This is a genomic window from Taibaiella lutea (assembly GCF_008629695.1).
Taxonomy (GTDB): Bacteria; Bacteroidota; Bacteroidia; order Chitinophagales; family Chitinophagaceae; genus Taibaiella; species Taibaiella lutea.
In genome coordinates this window covers 343,949-358,158 of the sequence record NZ_VWSH01000004.1, presented here as the reverse complement: position 1 = coordinate 358,158, position 14,210 = coordinate 343,949, and the positions used below count along the sequence as shown (strand labels likewise).

Sequence of the window (14,210 nt, the reverse complement as noted above, 5' to 3'; positions counted from 1 at the left end):
CCCGGAAAATCAAGTTAAATCAGCCGTAGAATAGAACAATGTATTCTTCTTAATACCTGCAAAATAATATTTAGTAACCACAAATGAAAGCAGTAAAATGCATTAGATTGTATGACGAAATGAATTAAATTTAAAAGCAGCCCTAAATATTCAGCGCTGCTTTTAAATCTGATTATAAACTGTATTATCTTATGAGCACCACATCACCTTTCAGTTTGATATTTTTGCCGTCTATAAATTCAGCTTCCATAAAATAGCTGTAATTACCCATGTCTGCAGGTTTTCCATTATTCATGGTTCCGTCCCAGCCGTCAGAATCATTAAATCTGCTATATACAACCTGGCCATATCTGTTGAAGACTTTAAATGTCTTGATGACATAAGCGCGTTTCATATAGAAATTTGCAAAGAACTTATCATTTTTTCCGTCGCCATTAGGAGTAAAAGCATTGGGTATAAATACTCCATAATCCAAAGGCTTGACCGTATAGCGGACCTCAGCAGTATCTGTACAACCATATTCATCTGTACCATTTATGAGAATAATACCATCTTCAGTTGCAAGAATCCTGTATTCTGTTTTTTCCTGATCCGGAAACCAATCTGCCGGAGACCAGGCCGTTATAACATAGTTATTATTGCCCGAGGATATGAGATTGATAGGCTCACCTTTATAGGGCTCTTCCTGTGATACGCTAAGATTCAGTTCAAATTTATCTACCGTAATGTTTACAATCCTTATAACACTGTCACATCCGTGGATGTTTATAAATGTATCTACCAATTTCGTGTTATCGAAATAGTTATTTCCTTCATAATGAACGATGTTACAATCCAATGTATCTATCACCTTGGTGTAAGGTACATTCGGGTAAATAATGATGTGTGTAATTCTGATAAAACTGTCGCAACCCAGGAAGTTACTGAATGTATCTCTTACCGTTGTAGTCTGATTATACTGAACATTATTATACCAAAGGAAGCCGCAGGCAAATGTATCGATTGTTGTCGTTACTGCAGGAGGCAATACAGTCAGGTTAAGCGTTACAACACTGTCGCAGTTATTAGCTGCGGTGGTAGTATAAACTGTTCCATTGATTGCTCCGTTAATTCCATTCCATGTGTATGGTTGCTGGTTATCACAAATAGTGATCGGCTCCGTATAAATAGAAGGATTTTTTACAGTAATATTCATCGTTGCTGTAAGCGCACATAATCCCGGTGTCGGCGTAAAGGTATAAGTTCCGCTCGCTGTGTTACTTACCGTTGCCGGGCTCCATGTGCCTGTTATGCCATTATTGGAAGTGGCAGGCAGTAAAGGTGCCGTAGTGTTCTTACAAAATGCCGGAATTGCCGTAAAAGTCGGTACTGTATTATTGTTCACATTTACTGTCACTGTAGTTGCAAGCGCACACAATCCCGCTGTCGGCGTAAAGGTATAAGTACCGGTTGCAGTATTGCTTACTGTTGCCGGGCTCCAGGTGCCTGTTATGCCATTATTGGAAGTTGTTGGCAAAACAGGTGCTGTGGCTCCATTACAAATGGAACCTGGAATAGTAAATGTCGGTGTTACATTTGGATTGACAGTAACAGTCAAGGTGGTTGTTAATGCACAAAGTCCGGCTGTAGGCGTAAAAGTATAGGTAGTAGTTGCTGTATTGCTCACTGTTGCCGGGCTCCATGTCCCCGTTATGCCATTATTTGAGGTTGTCGGCAAAACAGGTGCTGTAGCACCATTGCATATAGGAGCTATGGCTGTAAACGTTGGCGTTACATTCGGATTTACAGTCACTGTTAAAGTCGTAGTAGATGCACAAAGTCCTGCTGTAGGCGTAAAAGTATAAGTAGCGGTTGCGGTATTACTTACCGTTGCAGGGCTCCATGTGCCCGTTATGCCATTGGTAGATGTAGTTGGCAATACGGGGGCAATAACTCCGCTGCATATAGGCGCTATAGCAGTAAATGTTGGTGTTACGATCGGATTTACGGTTACAGTCAGCGTTGTTGTTGTTGCACATTGACCGGCTGTAGGTGTAAAAGTATAAGTCGTAGTTGCCGTATTACTTACTGTTGCCGGGCTCCATGTACCTGTATAGCCATTTGTCGAAGTAGTCGGTAATACAGGCGCCGTACTACCATTACATATAGCAGGAACAGCAGTGAATGTCGGTGTTATATTCGGATTGACTGTCAGGTTTAATGTAACGATACTATCGCAGCCTGTTGTAGAAAAAGTATCTTTCAATCCTGTTTGGGAAGTGGAGTAAGTATTGCCATTAAAGGTATATGTCTGGCCCTGGCAAATACTTACTGCTACTGTATTTGTAATATATGGACGAATAGAAAAATTTATTGTAACAACACTATCACAGGCATTTGTAGCCTGGAAAGACTCTGTATAAGTACCTGTGGTTGTCAACGTCTGTGTTCCAAATACGTAACTTGAACCAATACAAACCGAATCTGCAATAAGTACATGCACAGTATCATTAACTACAATATGAGAGGTCAGGAAACCAGTAGACAAACAGCCATACAGATTGCCATAAGCACTATAAGTAGTGGTTACATTCGGATGTGCATATACAACCGATTGTGTATCTGAGGCATTTATAGGCAGTGTAAGACTTGCATCTTTAAATAAATTTGTGACAGGCGACCAGTTAATAGTTGGCTTAACCTTGTATTTGATTTTTATATCAGGACGCAATGTGTCCAAAGTCATCACAGTTACCCCACTCACCCAAGCTGTATTTAAGGTATAAAAAGAAACCCTGTTATTTGGAGATGAACTGCTGGCACGATATTTGGGAGCAAATACCGGACTCGTAGGTGCTGCAGTTCTTACAATAAGTATAGAAAGATTATTTGCACCACCGAGATAATCGAAAGGTGCAGTCAATGTAAGATTGTTCCAGGTATTTGCAGCAACGCCAACATTTGGCCATGGCCCTGTATAAACCAAATCATAGCCTGAGGTGCTTGCTGTATTGGTAACCGTTGTTGCCGTTGTATTTTTCATATATACAGTGACATTACCAGGATTAAAGGTTGTATTGGTCGATGTCGATGTTTTGAAGAAACCAAAATCAGTAATTGTTCCTGCTACATTCAATTCGCTTGACAAATAAATAAGTTCGCTCACAGAATTGACACTTGTACCATTTATAGGCGTTTTGGTAGCAGTTAAAGTTCCTTGCTTTGCAATTACAGAGTCAATAACTGTTCCTCTTGTTGTTTCTATTTTTACAATTTTTCCTTCACAAATGGTAGTATCAGTTGGCGTAATGGATATAGGTGCTGCTGCAGGAGGAATTACAATAACCGTAAGCGGAGCTCTTGGCGTATCGCAAGTACCATTGTCTGCTGCTGCATAGAAAGTTGTAGTTGTAGTTAAAGTCGGCGTAACGAAAGGACTTCCCGTTCCTGCCAGCGTCCCATTTTCATAATACCACTTCACAGTGGCAGGGCTAAAGCTGGTATAACTACACGTTAAACTCGAAGTGCCTGAAGTACATATTTGTGATGGAGTTGCTGTTACAGAATTGATAGTTGCACATTGATGGTAAACAACAAGCGTATAATCGTCAAAACTACCGTAACCATAAGTAGCACAAGGGTCATTGCTTGGTAGAATACCACCAGTACCACCGCCCGAATTGCCTCCTATGCTATAACATCTCATCCTGTAAGAACCATTGGGTGTACTTCCAGGTATGGTAATGCTTGCAGAATAAGGAGCAGAGAAAGAACTGCCGTTATAATTCATTACTGCGAGCACCTCTCCTGCATCACTGAAACTGCCGTTATTATTTAAATCTACGGCAACAGCGGCTCCTATATAACCCGAAGTAGTAACCGTAATAGTTGTCGCAACTCCAGCAGGGATAAGTGTTGAGATGGCGGTATAATTGCTTACGGTACAGCCAGGTGGAGAGTGATTTATGGTTCCAATGTTAACATTCGTAATGTAATTACTAAAAGGACATCCAGACGTATAAACAGGCGAACAATAAGTCTGACTAAAACTATTAATTCCCGAAAGTGTGAACAGGCAAATGATTGCAAGTTTTATATAACGAATCATCTTGGCTTAAAATTTATGGACAATGAAAAGATGTAAATTCTGAAAGCGACTGTAATTCAAAACATCAGAATTAACTAATAATGGTTTTATCGATTATGGAGAAGATAATTTTCCTTTTGATAATGATAAAGTAAAGACCGGGTTTGAAGGATTATAGTTTGGAAATTAAACTCACTAATAGAACACATAAACGTGTATGTGTCAATCTTTGAAAATTAAAATTCCGGGATTGACCATAAGGCAAATCCCGGAATTCAATCATTCTATTTCTTATTGATCTTAACAGTCTGAACATTTGCATCATCATGGTATTTCACAATGTAGATGCCGTCTGCGAGGCCGTTCAGTGACAATGAAATTGTTGTACTGTTGCTTATTGACTGCGATACAAGTACTCTTCCGGTAATGTCCGTAAGTTCTACCTGACCTTTGCCGATAACATCCGAAACACTTACGGAAACCTCTGTGGAAGCCGGGTTAGGGAATACATTCAACCTGAAGGTATTGACGTTCTTAACTTCTGCAGAAACAACATTGCTGTATTGTCTGGAACCGTCGGCATTCATCAATATCAATCTGTAGTAGTTGATGCTGTTGAATGGTTTGGTATCTGTGAAACTGTAATCGCTTGGCGCATTGCCTTTACCGTCCATTGTACCTATTGCTGTAAATGTCCTGGCATCGCTGCTTCTTTCAATAATGAAACGGTCATTTGCAGATTCGGTTTTCGTATCCCAGTTTACAATATTCACCGCACCTTCATTATGTGCAGCTATTTTGCCGATTGTGATATTCAACGGTGAACCGATAGTGGTGTTTGCAAAGAAACCGGAGAAACCATTTGGAGAATAAACCGTTACTTCCCAGAATCCATTGGTATTCCATACAACGCTTGTCGGCAGCAATATGTCTGAGTTCGTTGCATCATAAGTGCCGTTAGGCCCTGTTGTGCCTGATGAAGGAAGGCCGTGGAATGCCCTGATACGAAGGTTTGAATTATCCGGCAGGATAGCAGGATAAGAAGTCGTACCAACGTATGCAGCATTGTTATAAGCTGTGAAATCTGCAGTGGTGAAATATAATTTCAATGTTGCAGGCAGATTAGCATTCTGGCTTGGAACTATATCAACATACCTTCCTACGAATGGCTCACCACCCGGAGTTGCAGCAGGTGTACCCACTGTTACGTTTGCAGTAACGGTTCCAAGGTTGTTTGCACTGGTAACAGCAGCAATCAAATCACAGGAAGCATCAGTATAATACTGGGTACCTGCTCCCGGTTGGTTCATTGCACCCGAAGTTGTACTTGCTACAGGTACTGCTGTAGCGGCCGGTGCTGTCAATGTTGTAGTGCCTGCAATAGTATTGGAAACGCATAAACCTACCGTGTTTACCACTTTGAAGTTGGTATAAGCGCCTTGTCCGAGAATAACTGCAATATATTCATTTGTGCCGTCATTTGAGGAAACCAATGCATTTTGAGTGATGGTGGCGCCGCCATTTTTCTTGTAAGAAACATTATAGGTTCCTGCAGCATTTACTTTCAATAAAACATAGCCATCTTCAGCGCCAACACAGGAAGGGTTGGCAGCATCAAGCATGGATGCCATAACAGGTGATGTAATATTATAAGTTCCTAAGAATTTGTTACAAGTTGCAGGGCTTGCAGGATTGGCTACCCATATATCAAGGCTGTCACCACCGCTTAAACCTGAGAATAAGGATGAAGTCTGCCATGTAGAAGGTACGGTACCTGAGTTAGCAGGAGATGCACCATAAGAGTAACTGGTGGTGTTATAATAGATGCCTAAGTTATCTATAGCATGTTGTTCTGATATGCCACCTGTACGGGCCGCAAGAATTTGTTGCCATGCTGATTTATCTGCGCTACCATAAGCTGCAGGTAATTGTACAGCATTGAAGATAGTTGTAGCACCCATTTTAAGCGTCAGTTTGTTGTCACTTGAAATATAGATGTTCACATGAGTATTGGATGCGCCTGTCCAGGATGCATTAGGTGAATAAGCGAGCATAGTTGATGTTACAGTATTCGTTACCGCAACAGTAGTGCCACCTGTCACATTGGATTGGCCGTAAGTCAGATAAACACCTTGAATACCTGCACCACTTGTACCATACGCATCAAAGGAAATTATCAGTTTGTTGCCAATACCTGATTCAAAAGGATAACTGGCCGGAGCTGCAGGATAAGTGATATCTCCATAACTCCAGGACATACCATCGGCACCACCGGATTGCGGAATAGACAGGTCAAATCCTACACTATCAATACGGCTGATCGCATTAGGGTTTTTAATCAATATGCCTCCGTTTGAACTGTTCGCATTTGGTGTAAGTTGTAAATAGTTACTGGTAATGGAAGCCCCTCCTTGTAATACAGCATAAATTGAATTTAACGTAGAAGAAGCGAAGTCGTTACTATACCATACAGCGGTTGGGTTACCTGTACCCGGCCCCTGAACACCACTTACTATTAAAGAGCCGTCTCCGTTCGCACAAGTTGCATTATTTACTGTAACAGTTGCTCCAAATCCGTCATAGAAGATAACCGTTCCTGTATCAGATATATTAGTGTTACAAGTTGTATTCCGGGCAAATAAATAATATTTATAACTACCGCTTACAGTTGGTGTAACCGTGAAGTTTGTTCCTGCCTGCCAGTTGCCGATCACGGCTCCAAGCGTATCTGTCAACATATATTCCATGCTACCCACTGCTGTTGCAATAGGTGTTGCAGTAATGGTTACCGGCAAGTTTGGTGCACAAGAACCCGTTGCTGTTCCCACAGGAGTAAAAGCATCGATTGGTCCAACTGTTGCAATAGCAGAATTAGAGCAGTTATAAATGTCAGTACCAACCACAGTATAAGTCGTTATTGTTGTTGGCGTAGCAATTACAGTGGCCCCGGTTGATGCATTCAATGTTGAGGATGGAGTCCATGTATAAGTTGAAGCGCCGCCGGCAAGCAAAGTAGCACTTCCTGAAGTACAGAATGCAGCTTGCGATGGTGTTACAGTAACGGTTGGCAAAGTATGCACTACGACCTGAACCGGAGTAGAATAAGCTGTATCAGGACCGGAAAGACAAATCATCCTTAAACGATAGCTAGTAGATTGGGTTATTGCTGAAGCTGTAGCAGTAGCTGTAGTAGCACCAACTATATTACTCCAGTTGATTCCATCAGGAGAAGATTGCCATTGATAATTAATACCTGCATAGGTCAGATAATTATTGTCAACTGACAGGTTAGTGGAACCAGTTGCACATATACTTGTTGTTGAAGCATTCGTATTACCAGGATTAGGCGCTCCGGCACAAACAGTTAAAGGAATAACCACAAAGGCATAATCTTCGCTTTCTCCGCTTGAGATGCTTCCACAAACCGTAGGTGAAGTCGAATTATAATCAGCCTTGATTCTCATTCTTGTATAACCAGGCAATGCAACTGAAGGGACAACAAAACTTCCGCTGAAACTTGGTATAATGTAAGAATTTGAATTATACATTGTTTCATTTGCATCTGTAAAATCGCCATCATGATTCCAATCGACAAATATTTTAACCCCAAGGTCATTTGGTCCGACAGTACCGTTAAAATTAACGGTAAATCCTGAAATTGCTTTTATCGTATCTGTTGTGGTATAATTACTGTAACCTGCATTTGTAGTTCCTGTGCTTGTAGAAGTCTTATTTAGGTTTACTTGCGCACCTGTAGTCTGGAACAATGTAATACCTCTGTCGGTACCTGTTCTCGTTTCAGTACAATAGCAATTGTCAAATGAATTTACAGCTACATTCACCGCTATCGAAGTATCGCTTAAATTTGAACTAGTACATGTTACAACACAACGGAAGTCTGTTGAAGCAGTAATTGAGGTAGTATAAACCGGACTTGTTTGGGCAGTACCAATATTTGTCCATGTATTTGCAGAAGCAGGAGATGATTGCCATTGATAGCTTATTCCCTGAAGTAAAATTACAGGACTAAGACCAAGTGTAAATGATAAATTCGGACAAATTGATGGAACTGAAGATGTAGCAGTGCCTGCAGCCGGCATACCGGAGCAGTTCAGATTTATATAAATACCTGCATATTCATCAGCACCGATATCAGGAGCACTTCCTGAAGCTGAGCCCGAATAACCTGAACGGCTATCTCCGTCAAAATCGTTAGTGATGCCCGAAACGGCAACAGCATGACTTTCTGCTAAAGAAGCAACAGTTGTATTTAGATGCAAATTAACGGAAGAAGCAGTTCCATTAGGCACCAAAAATTGCGGGTCACCTGAAACACTTAATCCATCGGAAGCTATCCAACCGGGTGCATATGCAGCAACATTTGCTGTTCCGCTATATGCAAATACACCGCCTGTACCTGTTGCATTGTATAAATTGTTATTTACTGTAGCTCCTGTATTAGAGGTTGTAAAATACATTGCGTAGTGCGTACCGCCTGTTGTGGCATTAGAGCGGTTATTAACGAAAATATTATTCACCACGTTATAAGTACCGGAAGTACCTGTTCTTCTGAAAGCAAATGTATTAGTTGCAGTAACATCAACACCTGTACCACCAATATAAACACTATTGTTATAGAAGTTATTGTTATTGGTAGGAACTGAACTTATACCTATAATGGAAGCAGGAATAGTATAACTTGTTCCGTCCGGATTGACACCCAGGCGAACCATGTTATTGGCAAAAGTAGAAGTACCTGTATTATTTAAAATACCGTATATCACTGCCGTATTTGTTGACGGGGCAGTGATGGTATGTATAAAGTTGCGGGTAATTGTATTGTTTACAGAAGTACTTCCTGCAAAATACAAACCGATAATGTTAATAGCACCAGTGGTGCCTGTACATATCAGGGAATCTACAGTATTTCCGGAAACGTTGAAAACGTTGGCGCTTGTTGAAGAAGCACAGATACCCATCAAAGCGCTTGTAGTGGTAGTACCTGTGGTTCTTGCAGCAGTGTAAAGGTTTTTAACCACATTGCCTGTTACGCCACCGACAAAATTAGCAGTAGTTGTGGTAATAAAAATACCTACTACTTGTCCTGAAGAACTGGTGAATGCGTTATTGCTCCAGATACCGGCGATGGTATTGTTTGTAACCGTAAAAGGTAAAGCACCGGTAGGACTCAGGCTTATACCCCTGATATACCTTCCTGTGGTACTTGATGTACTGGCATCTGAAAAATAAATACTTTGCGGATCTGTAAGGCTACCGATAGTGTTGTTATTGATAGTTGCACCAATGTTACCGTTGGTGAAGATACCTGTGAAATAAGAATTGGCACTTGGAATGGTGAAGTTGGCAATCTTGTTGTTCTGTACTGTATATGTTCCAGTACCTGTAAGCAAAATAGCATGTCCTGCCACTGCCGAAGCAGAAGTTGTAAGCGTAACACCTCCGGTAGTAGCTCCACCAGTACCTGTTGCAGTTCCGATAGTATTGTCCAGAATGCTTACAAGTCCTGTACCACCCGCTGTAGCAATACCATGGAACAAATCACTTGTTGTACTTGAAGTGATAGAAATATTTCTTATAGTATTGTTTTGAATAATGGAAGCCGCAGGTGTAGCACCGTCTGCCATCTCAATTCTGATACCATCAAAATATCCTGAAGTCGTTAATGTATAAGGAGAACCACCACATTGTGGTTGAGAGCCTCCGATATAATTATTGGAGATATTAAATCCATTACCTACATTTCCTGCTGCACGATAAGGTATGACCCAAACAGCTCTGTTATAAGCTCCGGTAATAGCACGGATGTCTGTCTGGAAAAAACTATTATTTGTTATGATCCAGGCATTATTACCGTAGTTAAGTTCAATGCCTGCAGAATTAGTTCCTGATGTAGCATTGAAATAATCGTAAACATTAGAATTATCAACAGTGTTATTGTCGTTAGACGTTAAAGCATAACCTGTGGTAACGTTTGTCCCAAGGGAATAGATACCCATTGCAGGAAACGCAGAAGCACTTGTTGAGTGGATATTACAATAACTAATTGTGTTATTATCATTACCTGTACTTCCTGTATTATCCATGTAAACTACGCCACCGATTGTTGTAGAACTTGCAGCGCTAACTGTACTCTGTCCCTGAAGGTCACAATATTGAATCATGTTATTGCTTGCGCCATTACCCAGTTTTATTGCTGAACCGGCAGCATTGGTATTTGTAATATTCAGATTCGTTGTGTTCAGGCTGCCTGCTGCGGTAAAAGAAATAGAACTGCCAACACCACCCGGTCTGCCATCAATTGTTACATATGCAGCACCATTCAAATCAATGGTAGGACCAGCGTTTGAACCTGCAATAACCAATCCGTTAGCGCCTGCTGCAGGTCTTAATTTAAGTGTATTTACACTTCCTACGCATGGTGAAGAAGGAAATGTAATTGGAAACGTTTCTGCGGTACTTACATAAGCCGTTTGTAATTCAAGTATGGTAGGAGTATTCAAACCATTTGTATTAATATCTGCTAATGCAGCAGTAATAGTGGTAGCATCACCGGTTGGTCCCACAGTTATAGTACGTACGCCTGCAGTAACTGTTCCTAATGTTGGTGCACCGCAAGCAGTTGTTGATTGGGTGCCGATTAAAGGGCTACCAAAAACCGGGCCGCCACAAGTAGTTCCGGTATTATATCCGTAAACATAAACATCATATGATGTATTTGCTGATAAAGCACTTGCTGAAAAAGTAGTGGTTGTACCCATACTTACTATTTTTCCCGTACCCAAAGGAGCTCCGGGTACATAAGTAGTGCCACCTACCGGAGTGACAGGAGTGCTGCCTGCAGGATAGCGCACAACAAGATAACCTGTTGCTGTACTTGCAGTAAAAGAACCACTTACGGTAGATGTAGTAGACGCATTAAATGTTATGCCCGTAGGAGCAGGGGGAGCTGTACAAGGAGCTTGCATTCCCACTGCCATAATATTTAGTATTCCACTTGCGACATTGCTGAAAGAAAGTGACACGATATTTTTAGCAAAATTTGCCCCACCTACAGGAACAGGAACTTCATATATGTACTGACAAAGACCAGCATCTCCTGTACAAGCAGTCAAGGTTCTGTTTATCCTGTAATATTGTTGTGGTGTTAGCTTGTAAGTAGCCGCGCCTCCACACCAATCAGGTGTTCCGCCTGAAGGGTTTACAACTGTTTCTGAAGAGCCATCGGAATAAGTAATTGTTACATTATAAGTAGAAGCACCATTTCCGCCTAAAGATACCAGATATAACTTTGCTGCATTTATAGGTGTCACTAAAGTAAGTGAACCTGTTCCTCCAATCGGAATCCTTAACGCATTATTGTTTGTTGCAGCGCCATTACCATAATCTTGTAATGTATAAGTAATACCTGTATTAGTAGTGGTGTTTGTACTTGTTATTTGTTTGCTCGCCGGCAACGCATTTGCGGTGGTATAGTTAGAGCAGGGAGTCCCGCTGAAACCAAATGTAGGAGTAACAAAAACATATCCGGTAGCACCGTCAACTGCTGCGGTTGAGGAGGCTCCAGGTGTTGTACCCGTTGCTCCGTCTGCCACAATATCGGCGTTGAAACCCGTTACCGGTACGGGAGCAAATTGCCCGAAGGCATTGCCTGAAAAAGCAAGTAACAGTATCAGGCACCAATAAAGAGGGCGCGATAAAAGTACTTTTGGTTTTAATTGTAAATTTAGTGAAGTCATAAATGCTGATTTAATGTTACCTATTTATATTGTTGACCTTTTATACAATCGGAATCTCCCAAACATGCTATCTGGCAAATCCGAATGATTGTACATTATACGCCTCTGGGAGAATTCATAAAACTGAAAAAACTATGCGGCATAGGAAGTTTTGATGCTTACCTATACGGGTTAAAATTTCTGTTGAAAAATTGGCTATTGTGCTATTTATTGGTTAATGCACTATTACAAATATGAACTTCAAATTAATAGATATAAGAAGAACTGCACGCTGATGTAGTTCAATATAAAATATCAGGTTTGATTTTTTTTGATAGGAACAAGTGTTAGATATTGAAATAATTATTGTGAAAAAATAGCTATACCATAAGAAAAATTGACTTTACTCAATGTTTTTACTTAACTATCTTTTTGTTTATAATAACTTTACATAGTTAAATAATTATAAATTTTTCAGTCAATTTTGAATATCGGATATGAACGCTTTTTATATAAATTGTCGAATAAGCAATAATACTAATGCACGAAGATTAATTTTTGTGAGAAAAATGTAGGCAAAGCAAAAAACGAACTACATATAAATGCGTATTAAAAGTTAAAATAATTAACTATTCTATAATTGCAAAAGGTGGATCAACGCTTGGAGATTTAGATCTGATAATTTATTTATATTAAATTAAGTGTAAAAACAACTTTCTACTAATCATCTGTTTTAATTTTTATAAAATAGTTACATATTTTTAAAATGTCAATAATTATGATATAAAAAGCGAGACTGATTCTACAATTGTGGAATCAGTCTCGCTTTATTTAAAAAAACTAAAAAACGATTATTCAGGTATCAATTAATTTCACCTTTATAGTATTTCGTAACAACTTCACTTTTACTATTCACCTGTAATTTCCGGTAAATATTTTTAATATGGAATCTAACGGTGTCGGTAGATATGCCGACACGGCTTCCAATCATTTTATAACTCAACCCATCAATAATTGCATGAACGATTTGTTCCTCTTTCGATGAAAGCGTATCGTTCGGGGCTTTTTTGGGTGAAAAATATTCTACAACTTTTCTGGCTACAGAAGAGCTCATAAAACTTCCTCCGGATTGTACTTCCAAAATTGCCTCTTTAATATGAGGAAGCGGTGTATCTTTTAAAATATATCCTGTAGCCCCTGCACATAAAGATTTAAAGATCCTTTCACTGTCATTTAAAACAGTGAGCATAATAATATTGGTTTCTATGTATTTTCTTTTAATCTTTTTAATACCTTCTATCCCATTCATTCCGGGAAGGTTTATGTCGCTGAGAATAATGTCCGGTACAGGATACTCGCTTTGCGATTCAAAAAAGGCTTCCATACTGTCAGAGCCTTTTACAAAAATAAATTCAGGCTGTTTCCGGAAATATTCAACATAATATTCTCTTATTTCCTCTATGTCTTCAATTATGCCAAGTATTAATCGCTGCATTTTAATTGTTTTTTGTGAAACTAATAATTAATTGTTAAATAATTAATCATTTGGTCAATTTTATACGATAAAAAATCAGACAATTTGATGTAGTGTTCAAAATTGTATTTTGGTTTATAAGTATAATAAGACACTCTAAAACAAATATTTGTACAGTAATCCGCAAATATTTAATCACATAAATAAAAACACCACATAACAGGTGAATACTAACACTTGTTTTAATTGAAATAAAATAGAGATTTAAAATTGAAATGCAATATTCAACTGAATATATTGGTATTTAAAGTTTATCCAGTTTGTAATATCCGATATTCAAAACATCTTCAGGTAAATTAACTTCTTTCTCTTCTGAAATAAACAAACGGTATTGTTGCTTGTAGGATTGATTCAGTATATCCTTTAAAAGATAAATGTCATCTACGTCAATGCCATATTTATCATCAACATGCGATTCAGCCCCTTTATATCCTGTATGCTTATAGAACGTAGTTTTCTTTGCTTCTTTAATAGCGGCAGCAGCATCTTTTGCTACAGCAAGCATTTTATAATGATACTCTTCAAACTCGCCCTCTTTATATCCTCCAAGATTCAGGAAAAACAAACTCAAATCATGCTGATGATTTGCTTCGGTAATACCATCATTGGGAATGACTGTAATTGCATGACCTTCCACATTACTTACTTCGCGCCAGGCATCCACATGAATTTTCCCTTTAGCTTCAGGCCAAAAAGCTTTCATAGCAGGAATAAGGCTTTTCATGGAAGCGCCAATACCAAAGAAAACATCATGTTGCTCGGTAAAGCGTCCTGGTGGTGTACAGCCAATAATCACCATATATAATTTCAGTGCTTCCATTAGTTTTATTTTGATTGATAACGTAGACAGGAATTACGAACAAAATTATAGTTT

4 protein-coding genes are annotated in these 14,210 nt (G+C 39.4%); all 4 read right to left on the bottom strand.

The window, feature by feature from the left end:
• Positions 1-184 precede the first annotated feature (184 nt).
• Positions 185-4,087, bottom strand: a complete 3,903-nt coding sequence (locus F0919_RS16415; RefSeq protein ID WP_150033876.1) for a T9SS type B sorting domain-containing protein — start codon at positions 4,085-4,087, stop codon at positions 185-187.
• Between the two features lie 263 nt (positions 4,088-4,350).
• The gene (locus tag F0919_RS16410; protein ID WP_150033875.1) at positions 4,351-11,823 is read right to left on the bottom strand and encodes a T9SS type A sorting domain-containing protein; all 7,473 of its coding nucleotides are present in this window, start codon (positions 11,821-11,823) and stop codon (positions 4,351-4,353) included.
• Positions 11,824-12,664: 841 nt separating this feature from the next.
• Complete coding sequence (locus F0919_RS16405) at positions 12,665-13,297, bottom strand: response regulator (RefSeq protein WP_150033874.1); 633 nt, start codon at positions 13,295-13,297, stop codon at positions 12,665-12,667.
• Positions 13,298-13,580: 283 nt separating this feature from the next.
• The gene (locus F0919_RS16400) at positions 13,581-14,156 is read right to left on the bottom strand and encodes a DUF1543 domain-containing protein (RefSeq protein ID WP_150033873.1); all 576 of its coding nucleotides are present in this window, start codon (positions 14,154-14,156) and stop codon (positions 13,581-13,583) included.
• Positions 14,157-14,210: the final 54 nt, after the last annotated feature.